General features: G+C 29.0%; 20 protein-coding genes. 17 read left to right on the top strand and 3 right to left on the bottom strand.

Annotated elements, in window-relative coordinates:
- Positions 1–11 precede the first annotated feature (11 nt).
- The 6 genes from HCG76_RS08620 to HCG76_RS08595 all read left to right on the top strand — a co-directional run bounded on the left by HCG76_RS08620 (position 12) and on the right by HCG76_RS08595 (position 7,374).
- A complete protein-coding gene (locus tag HCG76_RS08620; RefSeq protein ID WP_221699939.1) occupies positions 12–284 on the top strand; it encodes an STAS-like domain-containing protein in 273 nt (90 codons plus the stop codon).
- Between the two features lie 268 nt (positions 285–552).
- On the top strand, positions 553–1,077 hold the full coding sequence (locus HCG76_RS08615; protein WP_221699938.1) for a peptidylprolyl isomerase: 525 nt from the start codon (positions 553–555) through the stop codon (positions 1,075–1,077).
- Between the two features lie 117 nt (positions 1,078–1,194).
- A complete protein-coding gene (locus HCG76_RS08610) occupies positions 1,195–1,569 on the top strand; it encodes a DUF3783 domain-containing protein (RefSeq protein WP_221699937.1) in 375 nt (124 codons plus the stop codon).
- Positions 1,562–2,236, top strand: coding sequence for a helix-turn-helix domain-containing protein (locus HCG76_RS08605; protein ID WP_221699936.1), 675 nt, complete (start codon positions 1,562–1,564; stop codon positions 2,234–2,236). Before HCG76_RS08610 ends, HCG76_RS08605 begins: the two co-directional genes overlap by 8 nt.
- Positions 2,237–2,414: 178 nt before the next feature.
- Positions 2,415–5,978 (top strand): S8 family serine peptidase, encoded by a 3,564-nt coding sequence (locus tag HCG76_RS08600; RefSeq protein WP_294171353.1) that lies wholly within the window; start codon positions 2,415–2,417, stop codon positions 5,976–5,978.
- Between the two features lie 64 nt (positions 5,979–6,042).
- Positions 6,043–7,374 (top strand): peptidoglycan-binding domain-containing protein, encoded by a 1,332-nt coding sequence (locus HCG76_RS08595; protein ID WP_221699935.1) that lies wholly within the window; start codon positions 6,043–6,045, stop codon positions 7,372–7,374.
- 308 nt (positions 7,375–7,682) lie between these two features.
- Here HCG76_RS08595 and HCG76_RS08590 read toward each other — a convergent pair whose 3' ends face one another.
- A complete protein-coding gene (locus HCG76_RS08590; protein ID WP_221699934.1) occupies positions 7,683–8,744 on the bottom strand; it encodes a YkvI family membrane protein in 1,062 nt (353 codons plus the stop codon).
- Between the two features lie 133 nt (positions 8,745–8,877).
- Between HCG76_RS08590 and HCG76_RS08585 the strand changes: the two genes are divergently transcribed.
- The 5 genes from HCG76_RS08585 (at position 8,878) to HCG76_RS08565 (ending at position 12,939) form a co-directional block, all read left to right on the top strand.
- The gene (locus HCG76_RS08585) at positions 8,878–9,960 is read left to right on the top strand and encodes a hypothetical protein (protein WP_221699933.1); all 1,083 of its coding nucleotides are present in this window, start codon (positions 8,878–8,880) and stop codon (positions 9,958–9,960) included.
- 137 nt (positions 9,961–10,097) lie between these two features.
- On the top strand, positions 10,098–11,024 hold the full coding sequence (locus HCG76_RS08580) for a TIGR01212 family radical SAM protein (protein WP_221699932.1): 927 nt from the start codon (positions 10,098–10,100) through the stop codon (positions 11,022–11,024).
- A 204-nt stretch (positions 11,025–11,228) separates the two neighbouring features.
- Positions 11,229–11,774: a sigma-70 family RNA polymerase sigma factor gene (locus tag HCG76_RS08575; protein ID WP_221699931.1), complete on the top strand. Its 546-nt coding sequence runs from the start codon at positions 11,229–11,231 to the stop codon at positions 11,772–11,774.
- Entirely contained in the window at positions 11,767–12,501 is a 735-nt protein-coding gene (locus HCG76_RS08570; protein ID WP_221699930.1) for a hypothetical protein, read from the top strand. Before HCG76_RS08575 ends, HCG76_RS08570 begins: the two co-directional genes overlap by 8 nt.
- Before the next feature lie 21 nt (positions 12,502–12,522).
- Positions 12,523–12,939: a DUF2752 domain-containing protein gene (locus tag HCG76_RS08565; protein ID WP_221699929.1), complete on the top strand. Its 417-nt coding sequence runs from the start codon at positions 12,523–12,525 to the stop codon at positions 12,937–12,939.
- A 164-nt stretch (positions 12,940–13,103) separates the two neighbouring features.
- Here HCG76_RS08565 and HCG76_RS08560 read toward each other — a convergent pair whose 3' ends face one another.
- Positions 13,104–14,279, bottom strand: a complete 1,176-nt coding sequence (locus HCG76_RS08560) for a class I SAM-dependent rRNA methyltransferase (RefSeq protein ID WP_221699962.1) — start codon at positions 14,277–14,279, stop codon at positions 13,104–13,106.
- Between the two features lie 433 nt (positions 14,280–14,712).
- Here HCG76_RS08560 and HCG76_RS08555 point away from each other — a divergent pair, with 433 nt between their 5' ends.
- The 6 genes from HCG76_RS08555 to HCG76_RS08530 all read left to right on the top strand — a co-directional run bounded on the left by HCG76_RS08555 (position 14,713) and on the right by HCG76_RS08530 (position 21,387).
- Positions 14,713–16,734, top strand: coding sequence for an ABC transporter substrate-binding protein (locus tag HCG76_RS08555; protein WP_221699928.1), 2,022 nt, complete (start codon positions 14,713–14,715; stop codon positions 16,732–16,734).
- A gap of 141 nt (positions 16,735–16,875) precedes the next feature.
- Positions 16,876–17,844 carry an ABC transporter permease gene (locus HCG76_RS08550; RefSeq protein WP_221699927.1) on the top strand — a complete coding sequence of 323 codons (969 nt, stop codon included), beginning with the start codon at positions 16,876–16,878 and terminating at the stop codon, positions 17,842–17,844.
- An 11-nt stretch (positions 17,845–17,855) separates the two neighbouring features.
- A complete protein-coding gene (locus tag HCG76_RS08545) occupies positions 17,856–18,872 on the top strand; it encodes an ABC transporter permease (protein WP_221699926.1) in 1,017 nt (338 codons plus the stop codon).
- Between the two features lie 151 nt (positions 18,873–19,023).
- A complete protein-coding gene (locus HCG76_RS08540; RefSeq protein ID WP_370778873.1) occupies positions 19,024–20,019 on the top strand; it encodes an ABC transporter ATP-binding protein in 996 nt (331 codons plus the stop codon).
- Between the two features lie 20 nt (positions 20,020–20,039).
- Complete coding sequence (locus tag HCG76_RS08535; RefSeq protein WP_221699925.1) at positions 20,040–21,017, top strand: ABC transporter ATP-binding protein; 978 nt, start codon at positions 20,040–20,042, stop codon at positions 21,015–21,017.
- Between the two features lie 109 nt (positions 21,018–21,126).
- Positions 21,127–21,387: a GIY-YIG nuclease family protein gene (locus tag HCG76_RS08530; RefSeq protein ID WP_221699924.1), complete on the top strand. Its 261-nt coding sequence runs from the start codon at positions 21,127–21,129 to the stop codon at positions 21,385–21,387.
- Positions 21,388–21,515: 128 nt separating this feature from the next.
- Here HCG76_RS08530 and HCG76_RS08525 read toward each other — a convergent pair whose 3' ends face one another.
- The gene (locus tag HCG76_RS08525; RefSeq protein WP_221699923.1) at positions 21,516–21,728 is read right to left on the bottom strand and encodes a (2Fe-2S)-binding protein; all 213 of its coding nucleotides are present in this window, start codon (positions 21,726–21,728) and stop codon (positions 21,516–21,518) included.
- Positions 21,729–21,931: the final 203 nt, after the last annotated feature.

Below are 21,931 nucleotides of genomic sequence, written 5' to 3'. Positions count from 1 at the left end.
GGGTAATGAGTATGAATATAAAAATAAAGGATTTCTTAGGAGAGAGATATTCAATAGAGGATGCTATCTTATTAAGGGAGATAGTAAAAAATAATTTAGATAATGGTGTAAGTTTAGATTTTTATGGATTAGATAGAATTCCATCAACTTTTTTAACTTGTCTATTTAGTGATTTAATAAATAAATTCGGAAGAGATTATATTTTTAAGCAAATAGATGTTAAAAATTTATCAAACTATAATGATTATTCAAGAGTAGTTTTAGGAACTGCTTTTCAACAATAAATAAAACCTTGAATTAAATATATTTTAAAGTTTCGTTCTTTAATTAGTTAAAATCTCATTAGCTTCGATTTTCGAGGCTTTTTTTCTTTTAAGTGGACCTCAAAAGTTTAATTTCATAACTTAAATACTTATTTTAGTGTTACTTATTCAATTATAATAGAGATAGTTTAAGTAAAAATTTATATAAAATTTTTATAAAACATTGAATTAGTGTATAGAAATATGATAATAATAAATTATACCAAAAAATGAAAGTGAGGTAATTAATATGAAAAACCCTATAGTAACTATAGAAATGGAAAATGGAGATATAATGAAAGCGGAGTTATATCCAGAAGTAGCTCCAAATACAGTTAGAAATTTTGTTGATTTAATAAATAGAGGATTTTATGATGGATTAATATTCCATAGAGTAATACCAGGATTCATGATTCAAGGTGGATGTCCAGAGGGAATGGGAATTGGAGGTCCTGGATATAGTATAAAAGGTGAATTCTCAAGAAATGGAGTTGCAAATAACTTAAAACATACAAAAGGTGTTTTATCTATGGCTAGAGCAATGCACCCAGATTCAGCAGGTAGTCAATTCTTTATAATGGTTGAAGATGCACCACACCTAGATGGACAATATGCTTCATTTGGAAAGCTTATAGAGGGATTAGATGTTGCTACAAAGATAGTTAACACTAAGAGAGATTATAGTGATAAACCATATGAGGATCAAGTAATGAAGAAAGTAACTGTAGATACTTTTGGAGAAAAATTTGAAGAACCTCAAATAATAGAAGACTAATTAGAAAAGTTTGTAAGAGTGTTAGGCTGTATTAAATACGATGTGAATATTTTTATTTTCACATTAAGTTTTAATGCAGCCTAAAATTAAATCTTCATGTATAAAAGGGGTGTTGGTATGCTTGATAATAATAAATGTATTTTAGTATATGGATTATCTAATATAGAGTTATTAAACTTAAGTGAGCTTGGATATAAGATAATAGAAATAACTCCTGAAATGTGCGAAATGACATTAATGGATGTATTAAAAGGTACTAGATTAGATATATTTAATTGCAATCCAATTAAGGAGAAGGTAATATTATATAATAATTTATCAGAGAATGAACTTAGAAAGGCAATAATTGATACTAGGCAAAAGATCAAGGATGGAATCTTAGCTGTAGTAACTGAGCAGTCAATTAATTGGAAGATAAATCATCTTATTAAGCATTTAAAAGATGAGAAAGAATGGTATTCAAAAGTTAGAAAGGAAAAGGACAATGAGTAGAGTTGGTGAAAAAATAAAAGAAGCTAGAGTAAAATCTGGTATGACACAAAAGGCATTTGCAAAGAAGTTAGGTGTTGCAGAGAAATTTATAAATGAAGTTGAAACAGGAAGAAGAATTGTACAAGAATCATTTATAGATAAGGCTGCTAAAATTTTAAAAGTAGATTTAAATGATGTAAGTATGGTTGTAACTGATGAAGCATTAATGGAAGAGAGAAAAACTTATGCTGCAGTTAATAAGAAGCCATCAAAAATTGAAACAGAGGAAGTATGGGATAATGCATTTTCATCTGTTTTAAAGAATGTTCCAATTTATGATTATAGTTTAAAAAATGTTAAGGGGAAAATAGAGTTACCTATTCATTCAAATAAGGTAGAAGGTTTTCCTCAAGATAAAGTTATGTATTTAGAAATTCAGGATAATGAGATGTCTGGCTTTAGAATGATGCAAGGAGATTTAGCTTTTGCACATTTAGTAAAAGAAATAAGCAATAATGGAATATTCTTGGTTGATTATAAAGGAAATAGAAAAATAAGACAAATAAAGAGCTTAGGAAATTCAAAGCTACTTCTTGTAAGTAACGGGGGAGCTCTTATGACTGAAACTGTAGAATCTAGAGAAATATCGGTAATTGCAAAGTTAGAAAGAATAGAAATTAGATTATAAAAAGGTGCCAAAGGGCACCTTTTTTATTATATAAATAATAAAATAAAAAACAATATATTAATATGTGGATAGTGTGGATAACTTAATAAAACATGTGGATAACTTTGATATTAATAATAAATTTAATAGTTCAGATATTTTAAATTAAACATATATTGATAAGAGAAATTATTACGAGGTGGTAAACATAGAAGGTAATTTAAATAATTTAGGTATATTAAAGAATATGCCAACATCAATATTATCAAAGCTTAATATATCACATAGCTTTTTAGCAACTAATAATGATTCTGAAATTGAAGTAAGTATAATTTCAGGAGCTTCTCCAAGTGAAATTTCTAAAATAGTGGAAAACTTAAATGGAAAGTATGTTGATTTGGGATATGGATATGGAATAGCAGAAATTCCAATAGAAAATCTTGTTGCTTTAGCAACTAGCCCAGAAATTCAATATATAGAACTACCTAAAAGTTTATATGCAGATGATTATGAAAGTAATAGGGCTTCTTGTATTACACAGTTAAATTCAAGTGAATTTAATGGAAAGGGAGTTTTAATTGGATTTATTGATACTGGAATAGATTATACTCATCCTGCATTTAGAAATCCTGATGGAACAACTAGAATAGAATATATATATGATTTAGATGAAGGTGGAAAGGTATATACTAAGGAGCAAATTAATGAAGCACTTAAATCATCTGATCCATATTCAATAGTTAATTCAACTGATATTACTGGACATGGAACACATGTTGTAGGAATAGCTTGTGCTGGAGGAAAAATAGATAAGCAATATTATGGTGTAGCACCTGAAAGTTCAATAGCAATGGTCAAGGTGGCTAGAAGTAGATTTGCATTAAGTACTCAAATAATGAAGGGAATAAAGTTTCTTATTGATAAGGGAAAAGAGCTAAATATGCCATTAGCTATAAATATGAGTTTAAGTACTAATGATGGAGCACATAATGGTAGTAGTTTGCTTGAACAATATATTTCAACAGTTTCTGCTACTGAAAGAGTAACAATTGTTATAGCAGCAGGAAATGAAGGTGAAGCAGCACATCATGTAGGAGGAACATTAGAAGAAGTAAATGATGTGTATTTTAATATTTCATCAGATGAATCTATAGTTGTAATAAATTTATATAAATCAATATTGCCACAATTAAGTATAGAGTTAATTTCTCCATATGGAATTGGTACTGGTGAAATATTAGTAAAAGAAGGAGTTAATGAAGGAACAATAGGAAATTCTAGATATTCCATATATTTAACTGGACCTAAGCCATTTGATGTAAGTGGAGAAATTGGAATTATATTAACTGGAATTAATGGCTTTGTATCTTCAGGACAATGGAAAATAACATTAAGAAAATTAAATAAATATGACGGAAACTTTGATATGTGGTTACCTATTTCAGAAGGATTAAATGTTAATACTAAGTTTTTAGAACCTGTTGTTTATAACACATTAGGAATACCTGCCACAGTTAAAAATGTAATATCAGTTGGAAGTTATAATTATTTAGTTGATATTATTTCACCATTTAGTGGAAGAGGAGAAAAATATAATGGACAATATATAAAGCCTGATATAGTTGCACCAGGAGAAGGAATTTATTCATCTATACCTAATAGGGCATTTGATAAAAAAACAGGAACCTCTATGGCAACACCACAAGTTACAGGTGCCGCAGCTCTTATGATGCAATGGGGAATAGTAAATGGAAATGATCCTTATTTATATGGGGAAAGAGTAAAATATTTTTTAATTCTAGGTTCAAAAAAGACTAGGCAAGATATAGAGTATCCAGATGCAGGCTGGGGATATGGTGAACTTTGTTTAAGAGAAAGTATTAATTTAGTATCTCAAACATTAGGGTTAGGTCTTAGAAATAAAGAGAGTAAAGTTATACTTATGGATGATTATCTTAAAAGAGCAGATGAAATAAATGTGGATTATAATTCAGATAGTAAAGATAAAATTTTCCTTTTAGCTGAAGTTTCAAATCAAGAAGTTTTAAAAAATTTATTGAAAATACAAGATATTGAAGGAGTAATGATATCATCAAATTTTGCGGTGATAATTACACCAGCTGATAAAGTTGACGAAGTAAAAAAATTAGCAATTAGAATAGTTAATATTGAAGTTTCTACTATATTAACATTAAATGATATTTCACCAGTAGAAGCAAGTGGAGCACCTGTATTTAATACCAATCCATATTTAAGGCTTAATGGAAGAGACGTATTGGTTGGAGTAATTGATACTGGAATAGATTATCTTAACAAAGAATTTCAAATGGAAGATGATACAACAAGAATAGTAAGGTTATGGGATCAAACTATTCAAGGAGATAAGTATATATATGGATTAAAATATGGAGTAGAATATACTGAAGATCAAATAAATCAAGCAATAAGTTTGCAAACTTCAGGTGGGGATCCATATAGTATAGTTCCATCTAAGGATGAGATTGGGCATGGTACTAAGGTAAGTGGGATTATTGGTGGAAGAGGAATAAACCCAGATTTAAAGGGAGTTGCCCCAGATTGTAAGTTTGTTATTGTTAAGTTATCTAGAACAACTAAGGTAGAACTTGATGCAGCACTTATTGATAAAATGGATGTGCCATCATATAGCCCATGGAGTGTATTGCTGGGAATAAGATATGTAGTTTCAGTTGCAAGGGAATTAAATAAGCCATTAGTTCTATTTATTCCAATGGGAAGCAATATGGGTTCTCATACTGGAAATGGAATTGATGAAAGTATTATTGATAACTATTCAACTCAAGCGGAAACTGTAATTGTTGTTCCAGTTGGAAACCAAGGAAATACAGATACTCATACTGAAGGAATAATTGAGAAAGCAGGTGATATTAAAGATATAGAAATAAGAATTGGCGAAAGGCAAAAAAACTTACCAATAACAATATGGATAAATAAACCTAATAGAGTTAAGTTATCAATAATATCACCGACAGGAGAAATAATTGATAACATAGAAGCCAAAAATACAAATAATAGAAGAATAAAATTTTTATATGAAAAAACTGAAATGATAGTTAATTTTACTTCACCTGAATTATCAACAGGTGATACACTTATTTTTATAAGAGCATATAATTTAAGACCAGGAATTTGGAAATTTAGGTTAACTGGAGAATATATAGTAGAGGGTAATTATTATGCATGGATACCTCAAAGGGAACTTATAGATGATGAAACTAAGTTTTTAAATCCAGTTGAATATACAACTATTACATTACCAAGTACTTCTAATAATGCAATTTCAGTAGGATATTATAATCAAAATAATAATTCCATTGTATCAGAATCCAGTAATGGTTATACAAGGTATGGAAATATAAAACCGGATATAGTAGCTGGAGGAAGTAATGCTTTAGTTACTATTCCAGGAGGAGCAACTTCAGTGATGAGTGGATCTTCAGTTGCAGGTGCTGTTGTGGCAGGATGTTGTGCTCTTATTCTTCAGTGGGCAGTTACTGATGGAAATTATCCAGGTATATATTCATCACAAATAAAAACATACATTATAAGTGGAGCAAAGACAAGACCTGGTGATATTTATCCTAATAGGCAATGGGGATATGGAATGTTTGATTTACAAGGTGTATTTGATTGGATAAAACAAACATATACACCTAGAATAAATACAGATTTTGAGGAGTATAGAGTTAAAAACTTATTTATTAGAAAGCCTAGAGATTTATAATAATCACTAAATATAATAAAAAAGCATATTAATAATTAATGGATTAATATATTAAGGAGTTATTATGGCTGATAAAGGTAGGTTAAAAATACAATGTTTTGTAGGTGATACTTATATACCTGTAGAGGGTGGTAAGATAACCATAGTATCATCTTCAGGTAAAACGAGTGATAATAAAGAAGTTAACTTAGTTACTAATTCATCAGGAGAATCGCAAGTTATTGAATTAAATGCACCACCACTAGAATATTCACAAGAACCATCACAACCAACACCCTACAGTTTGTATGATTTAAGAATAGATAGGGAGGGGTTTCAAACATTAGTTATTAATGGTGTTCAAATATTTCCAGGCCAAACAGCAATTCAACAATGTCAATTAATAAAATCTGATAGTAGGAATAGCAGAGCAGATGTAATAAATATAGGCCCTAATACATTAAATGGAAATTATCCAGCCAAAATTCCAGAAGAAGTTGATAAGCCTTTACCACCTCCAACTAGTGGAGTTGTACTTCCAAAGCCAGTAGTTCCAGAGTTTATAACTGTTCATACTGGAACGCCAAGCAATACTTCAGCACCTAATTATACTGTTTTGTATAAGGAGTATATTAAAAATGTAGCTTCATGTGAAATATATTCAACTTGGCCAGAAAATACTATAAGGGCTAATGTTTATGCAATAATATCATTTACATTAAATAGAATATATACGGAATGGTATAGGGGAAAAGGAAAGAATTATGATATAACTAATTCTACAGCATATGATCATGCTTTTACTTATGGAAGAAATATATATGATAGTATAAGCGCAGTTGTTGATGATATTTTTTCAAGTTATATAAGAAGAGTAGGTAGAAAGCAACCCTTATTAACACAGTATTGCGATGGAAAGAATGTTCAATGTCCAGGTTGGATGACTCAATGGGGAAGTAAATATCTTGGAGATCAAGGAAAAACTCCATATGAAATATTAACTAATTACTATGGAAATGATATTGAATTAGTTACAGCAGAAATTGTAAAAGGAAGTCCTAGTTCTTATCCAGGATATGATTTAACTATAGGCTCTAGTGGAGCTGAGGTTGAGACAATTCAAGACCAATTAAATAGAATAGCTCAAAATTATCCACTAATACCTAAGTTAGCAGTTGATGGAGTTTATGGATCAAAAACGCAAGAAGCAGTTAAGGTATTTCAAAGTATATTTAACTTACCACAAACAGGAGTTGTAGATTATGCAACTTGGTATAAAATATCAGATGTTTATGTTGGGGTAACAAGAATTGCAGAATTAAGGTCATCTATTAATCAAAAAGTATTTGTTCCACCACTATCATTTGATATTATGAATTCAAAAGAAATACCGAAAATAAACTACTTTGACGATTAATTCAAATATATTGCGAAGGAAAATAAAAGTTAAGGGCCTAATGGCCAAGGTAAAGTGATTAATATAGCTGGCGCTAATTAATCATAGGTAAGGGGTTGCTAAAGCAAACGGTAAAAAGTTAAGGCGGAAATTACTTCGTAATTTCTTTAAATATATATTTTAGAAACTTCTTATGAAGTTTCCTCCTTAACTAGCCAAAAGGCTTTTACCGTTGGCGTAGTCAACTTTTACCTTTTTGAACTAGCGGAGCGCTGTTCAAAAAAACTTAACAGGCCGAAGGCCCTTAACTAAATAAATTGCTTCGCAATTTATTCATTAAGTTCGGATTTATGTTTATAATAGAAATAAATACATTGTGTTATGAATATTAAGCTAAGTAAACCAAAAAGAGGATATAGTGTTGATATTAAATTTGAAAATCCAATTTGTGATATTGGTAGAGCTACAGCTAAAACGATAAAGATTCCTTTTTTAAATTTAATATTAAAAGTTTGTTCTAATGTTTTACTAATTGAGTAAACATCTGAAACTTCGGTAGAAAACATTTCAAGCCAAATTATTACTAGCAATAAAGCTTGTATAACAGTTCCGAATCTTTGGGCAACCAAAAGCAATGGTATTTCAAGTTCAAATATATATGGTTGATTAGCTAATAATAATAAATTGATAGCACCAGATAATAATGTTAGGCCTAAAGCTCCAAATGCAACGCCATAAACCATTATTTTAGAGTTTTTAGTTTCATTACTTAATGGAACTAATACACCAGAGCAGCAAAGTATGTTATATCCTGCATAAAGTATTGTAGAAACAAAAACTCCTTCTTTAGGAGGTTCGAAGCTAGCAATATGTTGTAATGAAATAGAATCTTTACAAAATAAAAAATATAGTACTAGAATAAGGGTGATTGTACCTAGTAAAGCTGGAACAATAAATGAATTTACTTCAATAAGACCTTCTGTATCTTTTAATAAAAATATACAAGCGATACATAGCATAATTAGAGAACCAACAATTTTTGGAATACAAAAAAACTGATTAATTAAAGCACCACTTCCAGCTAGAATGATTGATGCACTAGAAATTAAATAAAAGGTTGTTATTACTCCTGTTATTTTACCTAATAAATTAGGGCTTATTATTTTTAGAACATCACTATAAGAGTTAAGACTATATTTAATACCTATTTTAGCTATTATTGACCCCATCAATACATAAAACACTCCACAAAAGAGTATTCCCAAAAAACTAGTCAAACCAAAAGAGGTAAAAAATTGAGTAATTTCTTTACCAGAAGCAAGTCCAGCACCTACAACTGTTCCAATAAATACAACAGCAATTTGAAAAATCTTAGTGAAATCCTTTTTCACGCATATCCCCCCAATATATTTCTAATATCTAATATATAAAGGTTACAGTACAATTATTCTTTTTTTGTGAATAAGCTATATTTTATTAGGAAAAATAAATTTAAGAGTAATAAAAGTATATAAGGAGATTGATATGGTTAATTTTAAAAGAGTTTTAAGTAGCATATTGATTTTAACAATTAGTTTATTAATAGGATGTACTAAGATAAATGAGAATACGGAAGCAAACATAGATTTATTTGATGTATTCAAAGGAAAGGAGTTAGCAACTAATTATTTAATAAATATTAGAAATGGTGATATAGCAAAAGCTAATGATATTTGTGAAAGTGAGTTAATTAAGGAGAATGTTAGTATATCAGAAGGAGTTTCTGATATAACAGGATTTCAATTAGATAAAACTATAGTAAGTAGTGAGTTTGGATATTATATTTTTAATGTTATTAGAGATTCAAGTATTGAACCTAAGAGTAACTTAGAAAGCTATACTATTAAAGTAAATAGAAATGGTGAAAATTATAGTATAGGAGAAATAAATTCAAAAACAGAAAGAGAATTATATATAAGTAATAATTCATTAAGAATAATTGGAGAAAAGGGTGGTAAAAGTAGCTTAATAATAAGCTTGAATAATATTCCTAAGGATACATATTTAAGAGAAAACAAGATTATGCTATACAAGGAAAAAGTACCTAATAATAGCTTTGGAAAAGTAGTTTTGGGATTTACTGGTCAAAAGGTGGCTATTTCGACTATAGATGATAAGAATACTTTTATTTGTATTGCTTATATTGATAATTCACTGATGAAAGACGGTGTTGATGATATATCTCAAGACACAGCATCACAAGGTTCAACACTAAATAGTCTGCAAGAAGTTTTAGAAAAGCCTGTTACAAGTAAAGTTGTATCAGTAGATTTATTAAATAATATAAAAATAGATGATTTTATATTTTCTAAAGAGGATGATAATATAGCGGTTAATTATAAAAATCAGGTTGGAATAAGTAGATTAAATATATATAAAGCTGATGATGGAAAGGCTGTAGATGCTAAATTAGATGATATTTTTAATGGAGATATATATAATGTTAAGGCTGGATATTTTGATGGAGATAAATTAATAATGGATGTTTATAAATCTGATGGTAGTATTGATGATATTACAGGTAAATACAGTTTTAATATGAAAAGTGAAGAAATGATTAAATTGTAATTAGTTAATAAGTAATTTATAATATAGTAAAAAATAAAAGAGGTTAATGCTTATATGCGTTACCTCTATTTTAATTACATAGTTAATATTAAAATAAATGTATTAATATAAATAGCTATTAATATAAGGAGAAAAAAATGATAAAAGAGTGGAATGGAAAAAGATATCACAGTTTAAATTATTTCCTAAGAAATAAATTTGGAGAAAAGATATATAAAATATCACTAGATGGGGGATTTACGTGTCCTAATAGAGATGGAAAAGTTGCAAAGGGCGGTTGTACTTTTTGTAGTGCAAGAGGGTCAGGAGATTTTGCTGGGAGTAGAATACTATCTATTACAGAACAGTTTGAAGACCGAAAAGAAATGATGGAGAAAAAGTGGAAGGATGGTAAGTATATTGCTTATTTTCAGGCTTATACTAACACATATGCTCCAGTTGAAGAGTTAAGAAGAAAATATGAAGAAGCATTAGCTCAAAAAAATGTTATTGCTTTATCTATAGGAACAAGACCAGATTGTTTAGATGATGATGTTTTAGATTATCTTGAAGAAGTAAATAAAAAAACTTACCTTTGGGTTGAATTAGGACTACAAACTATAAATGATAAAACAGCACATAATTTTAATAGAGGTTATGATTTTGAAACTTTTGATAGTAGTTTAAAGAAATTACAGGAAAGAGGAATTGAAGTTGTTGTACATACTATATTTGGGCTTCCAGGAGAAACTAAAGATGATATGTTAAAGACAGTAGATTATGTTGCACATTCAGGAGCTCAAGGAGTTAAGTTTCATTTATTACATCTGATGAAGGGAACTAAGATGGTAGAGCAATATGAAAGTGGAGAATTACAACTTCTAAGTAGAGAGGATTATATCGATTTAATATGTAAGAGTGTAGCTATGATACCAGAAGATATGGTAGTTCATAGACTAACAGGTGATGCACCAAGACAAAGCTTAATTGGGCCAATGTGGAGTTTGAAAAAATGGGAAGTATTAAATGATATTGATAAAGCACTTGTAGATAATAATATTTGGCAAGGAAAAGATTTTAAATAATTTTAAATTTATAGAGATATTATAGCGACTGTACAAATAATTTTTGCAACAGTCGCTTTTTAATTTATAATATATCTAAGAGAATTTCTACTCTGTTTTATGTTAGTAGGTATAAGTTAGGTCAATAAAATTAAAGATTTATAGTGTTCCTTATGGAACAAAGAAGGATAAATTTAAGTCTAATGGATGAAGGGAGCGAATAGTTTGGAGGCTTCAGTAGATAATCTAAGTAAAGATGAATTGATAATGGAAGTTAAAAGGGCAAAAAGAGGCGATAAGGAAGCTTTTTGTAATTTAATTAGAATAAATAAGGTTGCATTATATAGAGTGGCTAAATCCATATTAAGTAAGGAAGAAGACATAGAGGATGCAGTTAGTGAGGCTGTATTAAAGGCTTATAAAAATATAAAAACATTGAAGGATGAAGTCTTTTTTAAAACTTGGTTAATAAGAATAGTTATAAATGAAAGCAATAATTTATATAAAAAACGATTAAGAGAAGTAGCGGTAGATAAAGATCACTTTAAAAACATAAAGGTTAATGATAGTTATAAAGATTTATCACTATATAATGCAATTAATTCTTTAGATGATGAACTAAGAACTACAACAATATTATTTTACTTTGAGGATATGAAATATAAGGATATAGCAAAAGTCCTTAATGTAAGGGAAGGAACTATAAAATCCAGGTTATCTAGAGCTAAAGAAAAGCTATATAATATTTTAAAGGAGGAGCTTCATGGATAAATTTGATGAATATTTAGAAAATAAAAGTGAAAATGAAAAGCAAGAGTTTGCCTTACCAAAATCTTTTGAATATAAATTTGAAGAAACTCTAGAAAATTTAGATAAGGAAAAACAAGAGAAAACTAATGGATGGTACAATAACAAGAAATTATGGACTACTGCTGCATGTTTTGCATTTATATTTATAGCTGGAATGTCAGTAAAATATGGAGTTGATTTTAATAAGTCAGATTCTATAGAAAAAAGTTTAGATAATCAAATTGCAAGATATAGTGCAGATATTCCGGAGATAGCTAGTAATAATGAATCTGAAGCTAGAAGTTCTATTGATAATGATGCACAAAAAGGAATAACAGAAGAGTTTAGTTTACAAGATACACTAGGAGATAGTTTTATAGATTCTACTAATATTGATAAAGTAATAATTAAGAATGTAATAGATGGAAACACTTATAAGTCTGTAGATAATAAAATAGATATAGATAATATTATTGAATTTATAAATAATATTTCTAAGGAAGAAGTTCCAGGACAATTATTAGGAGATTGGGATTTTTTAATTCAGACTAATGGGTTAGAAAGTAATCATACCATAATTATTAAGGATTATATTATGAATATAGATGATAAATATTATAAAATAAGTCCTGAAGATATTAATATTTTTAAAGATATGTATAATAACTTAAATTATGATAAAAATACTATACCTTATTGTAATTATTAATTTATATGTAGCTAGGTTAAGATGATGAATAAATATTTTACTTATAATACTAAGAAGATAAAATTTATAAAGGTATTAAGTTTAATAGTGATAGGAATCTTTATTATATTTTTACTTATGAAAAAATTTTCTTCAATAACGGGAAGTATTTGTTTAATAAGAGGTGTTATAGGAGTTCCATGCCCATCTTGTGGTATGAGTAGAGCTATTACAGAAGTAATTAATGGTGATATTATAAAAGCCTTTAAATTTCATCCATTATTTTGGTTACCATTTGTAGTAATGTTCTTTTTAATTCTCAAAAGAAAGTATTTCAAATTTATATTAATAATAGCAATTACATTATTAATGACAGTGTATATTTTAAGAATGTCATTTTTATTTCCTAATGTAGAACCTATGAAATATAATGAAAAAGCAATATTTAATCAGCTATAAGTTAGCAAGGGGAGTAAGATTGGTAAATTACAAGCTTAGTGAGTTACAAGTAACAAGTTAATGAATAAATTTAGCTTAAGCTGAATTTAGAATATATATTTAGAAACTTCCTAAGGAGTTTCTAACTTAACTTGCCACTTATAACTTGAAACTTGTCACTGATTCTATACTACTTGGAATATAAAGAATTTTAAGTAGTATGATTCATCAGAATTCCAAAGAATTGGATGATCTGAACTTTGAGTTCTAACTTCAATTTGTCTTAATGTTTTTCTTGCATCATGAGCAGCTTCAAGTACTGTTTTCTTTAATTGTTCTTCACTCATATAATGAGAGCATGAACAAGTAGCGAAATACCCTCCTGATTTAACCATTTTTAATCCTCTAAGGTTAATTTCTTTATAACCTCTAATTGCAGCATTAACAGTATTTCTAGATTTAGTAAATGCAGGAGGATCTAAAATAACAACATCATATTGTTTACCTTCTCTTGACCAATCTCCAAGAACATCAAAAGCATTATGGCATTCAAATTTAACTGTATCTTGTAGATTATTTAATTCTGCATTTCTTGTTGCACAATCTACAGCATGTTGAGATACATCAATTCCTAAAACTGATTTTGCACCAGCAATACCAGCATTTAAAGCAAATGAACCAGTATGAGTAAAGCAATCTAAAACATCTCTACCTTTGCAAATTTTATGCATTGCAGCTCTATTTTCTTTTTGATCTAAGAAGAATCCAGTTTTTTGGCCATTTTCTAAATCAACTATGTATTTAACTCCATTTTCAATAATTTCAACATTAGTATCAAAAGGTTCTGTTAAGAAGCCTTTAGTTTGTTCTAAGCCTTCAATTTCTCTAGTTTTTATGTCACTTCTTTCATAAACACCTTTAGCATTGTATTCTTCAACTAATATTTTAACTATTAAGTCTCTATATTTATCCATTCCTAAAGTAGAAATTTGTATTACATAATAATCTTCGAATTTATCTACCGTTAATCCAGGAAGAAAATCTGCTTCTCCAAATATAAATCTACAAGAAGAAGTATCAATAACAGTTTTTCTATAATCCCATGCAGCAGCAAATCTTTTTTTGAAGAAAGCTTCATCTATTTCTTCATTTATATCTCTTGTCATTATTCTAATTGTTATTTTACTTTTATCATTTATGTAACCCTTACCTATGAAGTAATTTTTATGATTATATACTTCAACTATGTCTCCATTTTCATAGTCACCATCATATTCATTTATTTCATCTATGTATATCCAAGGACGACCTTGCTCAGCTCTTTTGTTTTTTCCTTTATGTAAGAAAAATTTACTACTCATCATTTACATCTCCTTATTTTAAATCTTATAAAATTATAACATAACTATTAAATAACAGTGTAAATTTTACTTATAAAATAATTTACTATTTTTATATATAAATTAATATAAAAATTGTAATAAATAAGAAGAAATATATGAATTTCGTAATGATAACTTATATTAAAATAATAAAATTTGATTTTTAAATAGGTTATGACAGCAAAATGATTAAAAAGATAAAAATAGTGAATAAAGTGTTAAAAAAAATAGCAAATGATAATTGACTTAATAAAAAAGCTATTATATATTTAACAATATATAAAATGTAATAAACTGTAATACAATAAAAATAATTACATAAAAGGAACAAAATTACTGGGGGATAATTTCTATAAGTTTTTTATAGATTATTATATAAATTTTAGAAATATAAAAAAGGGGGAAATTTATTATGAAAAGAAAGATACTTGCAGTGTTATTATCGGCTACTATGTTACTAACTGTAGCAGGGTGTGGTAATAGTAAAAGCAATGAAGGAAGTAGTACTGATAATGGAACTACTAGCAGTAGCAGCAATAATACATTAGTTATTGGAACTCAAACATTTAATGGAGTATTTAATCCATTCTTTTACACGTCAGCGTACGATGCACAAGCATTTGAAACAGTTTTTACATCTGTTTGTGAAAGAGATGAAAATAATGAATTGATAGATAAGGGTGGTAGTATAACTTCAGAACAAGTAACAGCTGAAGATGGAAGTGTACAAACTTTATACACTATTAAGTTAAAGGATGGAATGACATACCATGATGGTAAGCCTGTAACTATTGATGACTTAATATTCTCTTATTATGTAAAAGCAGATCCAACATATGATGGAATGGCATCATTTGTTTCATCAATAGATATCGTAGGAATGAAGGAATACTATTATGATGATGCTGATTATTCTACAAAAGTAGCAGAAATAAATGCTCAAGCTACTGAAAAGGCTGGAACTGAAGAAGGATTTATGGAGTACTTAGTTTCAAGTAATTGTGATGGTTGGTATGCAGGAGATCCAAATGGGGATCCAGGAGATGGGACAACTTTCGTTGAGTATTTAAAAAATGAAGGATATGATGCTGATAGTGTTGCATCAAATAGTGATGAATTCTTAAAATTATTAGCAAAATGTGAATATGAAAAGTATAAAGATAATTATGATGCAGTTTCTTGGTGGGTAGATAAATTATCTGAAGAATATATTAGTGCAGGTCTTGCTGATGGAATAAACGTTGAAACAATAACAGGTATTGAAAAAGTTGATGATTTAACTTGTACAGTATTAGTTAATGGAATAAATATTACAGCTGACCGTCAATTAACTTTAGATCCTATAACTCCAAAACACTACTATGGTGAAGGGTTTACTAAAGGTGACTTATCAATGGTAAAAGCTAAGAATGATTCACCAATGGGGTCTGGACCATATAAATGGGTTGGATATGATAACAACGTAGTATCTGTTACTAAATTTGATGACTATTTCTTAGGTACTCCTAAGATTGAAAATATTAAATATCAAGTTGTTGATGAAGAGCAAAAGGTAAATGCTGTTATTTCAGGTGATATAGATATTACAGATCCAAGTGCTTCCTTAGAAATAATGGAAGAATTAGAAGCTAATGAAATTGAATACTCTTTAATTGGTAATCCAGGGTATGGATATATTGCAATTTCTGCTAAGAGAATTCCAGATTTAAAGGTTCGTGAGGGTTTAATGCACTTAATGACTAGAGAGCAAGCTATTGCTACTTATTATGGTGAATTAGCTGAAGTTATTGAAAGACCAATGACTCCAACATTAGCTGAGTACCCACAAGATGCTAAAGAATATTGGGGATATGATAAAGATAAGGCTTTAGAATGTTTCAAGGAAGCTGGGTATGAACAAGTTGATGGTAAATTAGTTAAAGATGGAAAACAACTTAGTGTTGAAGTTGGTATTGGTAGTGCGTCATCACATCCTTCTACACCAATATTAACTCAAATGAAATCTGACATGGAAGAATTAGGAGCTGAGTTAGTTGTTAGTGACCTTGATTTCTCAATTTTAAATAATCGTCAACAAAATGATGATATAGATATGTGGGTTATGGCTTGGGGTAATTCTAATGACTGTGATTTAACTCAATTATTCGGTAGTGAATTTGTAAAAGCTGGTGGTTCTAATAGAACTTGGGTACAAGATGAAAAAGTAGATGCTTTATTAAAAGAAGTAATGCAGACTCTTGATTTTGATGAAAGAAAAGCATTAGTAGAAGAAGAGTTAGATCAAATTATGAGTTGGGCTACTTATATGCCAGTTTATCAACGTAAAAACTTATGGATTTACAACGGGGATACAGTTAATGTAGATACAATTCCAGAAAATACTTCAACTTACTATAACTATGTAAATGAAATTCATTTATTAGAGTTAAAGTAGTTTTATAGTATTTAGGTATGAGGATGTTTTAATTAGCATCCTCATATTTTAATATATATGAATTGAAATTAGATAGTTATAGAGTTTATTAATTATGGTTAATATTTTAATAATTTTTAATATAAACGAAAGAGGTGGATTATGAAGCAATATATTATACGTCGTGTGTTAATTAGTATTGTAGTTCTTTTTGGAGTATCTTTTTTAATCTATGGAATATTACGTTCTATGCCTGGAGACTTCGTTGAGCAAATGACTTCAGGAAATCCTAGTATAACTGCAGAGCAAAAAGAATTATTGAGGGAATCTTATGGTTTAAATGGTGGTGTTATTGAAGGTTATGTGAGTTGGATTAAAAATGCTGTTAAGGGTGATTTTGGGACATCTTTTCTTTATTCAAAGCCTGTTACAGAGGTAATATCAAGTAGAATGTGGACATCTTTTTCATTAGCAGCAATAGCTTTTGTTATAGAGCTTTGTATTGCTATTCCATTAGGAATTATATCAGCAACGAAACAATATACAAAAACGGATTACGCTATAGTTTTCTTAGCTTTAGCAGGTATATCTTTACCAAGTTTCTTCCTAGCAGCAGTATTACAAAGAGTTTTTGCAATGGGATTAGGTTGGTTACCTTTATCAGGTATGGTTACAGCTAGAGAAAATTTTACAGGATTTAGATTAACATTAGATATTGGGTATCATTTTATTCTGCCTATTACAGTATTTGCAATTATAGGTATGGGTAGTTGGTTAAGATATGTTAGAACTAATATGCTAGAAGTTTTAAATGCAGATTATATAAGAACTGCACGTGCAAAAGGATTATCAGAACATAAAGTTATATATAAACATGGATTTAGAAACACATTAATTCCAATAGTAACATTCATTGGTGGTACAATACCAAGTTTATTTGCTGGAGCTATTATAGCTGAAGGTATATTCTCAATTCCAGGTTTGGGAAAAGCTGCTCTTGATGCAGTTAATAGTAAGGATTTACCTTTCTTAATGGGATATTTAATGTTTATGGCAGTACTTACGCTAGTTGGAACATTAATTTCTGATATTCTGTATGCAGTAGTTGATCCGAGAGTTAGATATAATTAGGAGGGGTTTTGATGTTAACTTCAGAGAAAATTAAAAATACAAATCAAGCTAATCAAGAAGAACAAGATATATTTGAACAAAATCAAATAATTCAAACTCCAGGTCAATTAATAATGAAAAGATTTTTAAGAAATAAACTAGCTATTTTAGGAGTATGTATTATTTTAGCAATTTCCCTATTCTCATTTGTAGGACCATTTTTTTCACCCTATGGAGAATATGAAATATTTTATATAAATCAAACAACTGGCGAAGAAATAAGAATGACAGATACAGATAAGATTAAAGAAAAAAATGTAGGTGTTAATGTTAAAGCGCCTATGTCAGCAGCTCATCCATTAGGAACAGATGCTGATGGACGTGATGTATTAACTAGGCTTATGTATGGTGGAAGAATCTCACTTGTATTTAGTGTTGTTGTAACAATTATAGAGCTATTATTAGGAGTAACTCTAGGAGGCGTAGCAGGATATTATGGTGGGAAAATAGATATGATAATTATGAGATTAGTAGATATTTTTTACTGTATACCATTTTTCCCGTTAATGTTAGTTACCGCATCATTAATGTCGGCATTTGGAATTAAGCCACAATCAAAAATTTATTTTTTAATGATAGTAATGGGAGTATTTAATTGGTCTGGTGTTGCTAGAATGGTACGTGGACAAATACTATCTATTCGTGAAATGGACTATATGCAAGCAGCAGAGGCTTGTGGACTTAGTGTACCACGTAAAATATTTAAGCATTTAATACCAAATGTTACTCCAGTAATTATTGTAATGGCAACTATGGACCTTGGTTCATTTATATTAACGGAATCTGCATTAAGCTTCTTGGGAGTAGGACTTGCATTCCCATATGCTTCACTAGGTAATATGGTTAATGCAGTTAATAGTTCTATAATAATGAAAAACTATTTAAATATCTGGTTACCACCAGGAATATTAATTTTATTTATAGTTATGGCGTTTAACTTTATTGGTGATGGTTTGCGTGATGCATTTGATCCAAGGATGAAAAGGTAGGTGAGCTTAGATGGAAATGACAAAAAAAGAATTTAATAAACAACAAAAAGCTAAAATGAAAGAAATTAAAAAATTCAATGCTAAGATGTATAAAAAGTATAATAAAGAAAAGAAAATGAAGAATGTACCAGAGTCTTATTATACAACTACTATGAGTGATGAAAATAATATATTAGAGTTTAATAATTTACAAACTCATTTCTTTACTGATACAGGAACTGTAAAAGCTGTTGATGGTGTATCTTTTAGTATTCCTAAAGGGGCAACTGTGGGGCTTGTTGGAGAATCAGGTTGTGGAAAATCTGTAACAAGCTTATCTATAATGAGATTATTACAAGGACCTCAAGGTCAAATTGTAGGTGGAGAAATAAAATTTAATTGTAAAAATAGAGGGAAAGCAATAGATATTACTAAATTACCCTTAACAGAAATGCAAAAAATTCGAGGAAATGAAATTTCGATGATTTTCCAAGAGCCTATGTCAAGTTTAAATCCTGTATTTACTATAGGTGATCAATTAGCAGAACCAATAGTGTTACATAATCCAAAAATGAAAAAGGATGAAGTTAATACAAAGGTAATTGATTTATTAAAATTAGTAGGTATAGCTAATCCAGAAGGAATAGTTAAGAGATATCCCCATGAACTAAGTGGAGGAATGAAGCAAAGAATAGTAATTGCAATGGCATTATCTTGTAATCCACAATTAATTGTTGCTGATGAGCCAACTACTGCTCTTGATGTTACTATTCAAGCACAGGTTTTAGAGTTACTTCATGATTTAAAGTGTAAAATTAATGCCTCTATTATGCTTATTACTCATGATCTTGGAGTTGTAGCTAGCATGTGTGATTATGTTGTAGTTATGTATGCAGGTAGAGTCATTGAAAAGGGAACGGTACATGAAATATTTAAAGATCCTAAACATCCTTATACAATAGGGTTAATAAAATCATTACCAAGTATGAACTCGGAAAATGAAAAATTATATTCTATTCCAGGAAATGTCCCTAATCCAATTAATATGCCAAATCATTGCTATTTTAAAAATCGTTGTGATAAATGTTTTGATACATGTTTTGGTGATTATCCTTCTATTAAGAAAATAACAGAAACACATGAAGTAAGTTGTCATCTTTATGAGTAAGGCAGAAAGGTAGGTAAAACATGAGTAACGAAAATATTTTAGAAGTTAGAAACTTAAAAAAGCATTTTCCTATAAAGGCAGGAGTATTTCAGCATGTTGTTGGACATGTTAAATCAGTAGATGGTGTATCTTTTGAAATAAAAAAGGGACAAACATTTGGATTAGTTGGTGAATCAGGATGTGGTAAGACTACAACAGGAAGAACTATATTAAGATTAACAGAACCTACTGAGGGTGAAGCTATATTAAATGGAAAAGATATTTTTAAAATGTCTAAAAAGGAACTTCAAAAAATTAGACCAGAGGTTCAAATTATTTTCCAAGATCCATATTCATCATTAGATCCACGTATGCCAGTTGGTGAAATCATAGGTGAAGCAGTAAGAGCTCATAATATAGTTCCTAAAGAACAATACAGAGATTATATAATGCAAATAATGAAGGACTGTGGTTTAAGACCTTATCATATTGATCGTTACCCACATGAATTTTCAGGTGGACAACGTCAGCGTATTTGTATTGCTCGTGCATTAGCACTTAATCCAAGTTTAATAATTGCTGATGAACCAGTTAGTGCATTAGATGTGTCTATTCAAGCTCAAATAATAAATTTAATGAAAGAGCTTCAAGAAAAGAGAGGCATATCATATCTTTTCATATCCCATGATTTATCAGTAGTAAAATATATTTCTGATGTCATAGGTGTAATGTACTTAGGTAATTTAGTTGAAATGGCACCTAAAGATGAACTTTTTGATAATCCTCTACATCCATATACGCAAGCATTATTAAGTGCAGTTCCAATTCCTGATCCTGATTTTAAAATGAATAGAACTATATTAGAAGGAGATCTTCCATCTCCAGCTAATCCACCAGTTGGATGTAAGTTTAATACACGTTGCTCTAAGTGTATGGATATATGTAAAAAAGAGCAACCAGAATTAAAGTTAAAAAAGAATGGACATAAAATAGCTTGTCATTTATATGATAATAAATAGTTTAATATTATATAACGAAAGGTCACAGAAAAAATCTGTGGCTTTTTGTAATTATTTTAAGTGAAATATATAATCTATATAGAATAAATTTTAGATAGGTAGATTAAGTATGAATTATGTTTATGTTTTAAGATGTAGTGATAATAGTTTATATACTGGATGGACAAATAATCTGGAGAGAAGAATTAAGGCACATTCAAATGGAAGAGGCGCAAAATATACAAGGGCTAGATTACCAGTTGAATTAGTTTATTTTGAAGAATTTGAAGATAAAATAGAAGCTATGAAAAGAGAGTATGCAATTAAACAGTTAAAAAGAAGTGAAAAATTAATGCTAATAAATAAATGTAGTAAAGTGGATGAAGCTTGAAGCTTACACTGCTAAAGGTGAACTAGTAATTTAAAACTATTAGTTCACCTTAAATTTTGCAATAAAAAACCACTTACAAGGTAAGTGGTTTAAATCGTTAAACTTATAGGGGAGTTTTGGATTGGGTATTATTTTGAATAATCGTTAATTAAATTCTGAATCTTTGATTTACATCTAAATCCATGACAACTTCCAGTACATGCTCCTGTTATTTTAGAAACTTCTTCTACGGTATGGGCACCGTTTTTAATAGCTTCCTTAATTTTGGCCCTAGATATAGACTTACAAGTGCAAACTTTTGTTATTTTATCAAGGATATCAGCATTTAAATTATTTTCCATAACAGATCCTCCAAAATACAAAGATATTAGGAAACACAAAAATTAATTATTAGGGAAATTAATTTTATGTAATACGTTTCAACACCTATATTAAATCATAGTATACTAAAATAGTCAACATTAAATATTAAATAATAATAATTATTATTTAAGTGGAGAATAAGAGTGTAAAGTGAATAGTGGAGGTTGGAAACCTATAGTCT

This window comes from Clostridium sp. K13, from assembly GCF_019734195.1.
Lineage (GTDB): Bacteria > Bacillota > Clostridia > Clostridiales > Clostridiaceae > Clostridium.
This window is presented reverse-complemented; position numbering and strand designations above follow the sequence as displayed.

Coding starts and splice junctions, on each gene's coding strand:
- HCG76_RS08585 (WP_221699933.1), top strand. CDS start 8,878: ATGGTTAATTTTAAAAGAGTTTTAAGTAGCATATTGATTTTAACAATT.
- HCG76_RS08595 (WP_221699935.1), top strand. CDS start 6,043: ATGGCTGATAAAGGTAGGTTAAAAATACAATGTTTTGTAGGTGATACT.
- HCG76_RS08545 (WP_221699926.1), top strand. CDS start 17,856: ATGTTAACTTCAGAGAAAATTAAAAATACAAATCAAGCTAATCAAGAA.
- HCG76_RS08530 (WP_221699924.1), top strand. CDS start 21,127: ATGAATTATGTTTATGTTTTAAGATGTAGTGATAATAGTTTATATACT.
- HCG76_RS08550 (WP_221699927.1), top strand. CDS start 16,876: ATGAAGCAATATATTATACGTCGTGTGTTAATTAGTATTGTAGTTCTT.
- HCG76_RS08605 (WP_221699936.1), top strand. CDS start 1,562: ATGAGTAGAGTTGGTGAAAAAATAAAAGAAGCTAGAGTAAAATCTGGT.
- HCG76_RS08620 (WP_221699939.1), top strand. CDS start 12: ATGAATATAAAAATAAAGGATTTCTTAGGAGAGAGATATTCAATAGAG.
- HCG76_RS08615 (WP_221699938.1), top strand. CDS start 553: ATGAAAAACCCTATAGTAACTATAGAAATGGAAAATGGAGATATAATG.
- HCG76_RS08525 (WP_221699923.1), bottom strand. CDS start 21,728: ATGGAAAATAATTTAAATGCTGATATCCTTGATAAAATAACAAAAGTT.
- HCG76_RS08540 (WP_370778873.1), top strand. CDS start 19,024: ATGAGTGATGAAAATAATATATTAGAGTTTAATAATTTACAAACTCAT.
- HCG76_RS08580 (WP_221699932.1), top strand. CDS start 10,098: ATGATAAAAGAGTGGAATGGAAAAAGATATCACAGTTTAAATTATTTC.
- HCG76_RS08535 (WP_221699925.1), top strand. CDS start 20,040: ATGAGTAACGAAAATATTTTAGAAGTTAGAAACTTAAAAAAGCATTTT.
- HCG76_RS08610 (WP_221699937.1), top strand. CDS start 1,195: ATGCTTGATAATAATAAATGTATTTTAGTATATGGATTATCTAATATA.
- HCG76_RS08555 (WP_221699928.1), top strand. CDS start 14,713: ATGAAAAGAAAGATACTTGCAGTGTTATTATCGGCTACTATGTTACTA.
- HCG76_RS08570 (WP_221699930.1), top strand. CDS start 11,767: ATGGATAAATTTGATGAATATTTAGAAAATAAAAGTGAAAATGAAAAG.
- HCG76_RS08565 (WP_221699929.1), top strand. CDS start 12,523: ATGATGAATAAATATTTTACTTATAATACTAAGAAGATAAAATTTATA.
- HCG76_RS08560 (WP_221699962.1), bottom strand. CDS start 14,279: ATGAGTAGTAAATTTTTCTTACATAAAGGAAAAAACAAAAGAGCTGAG.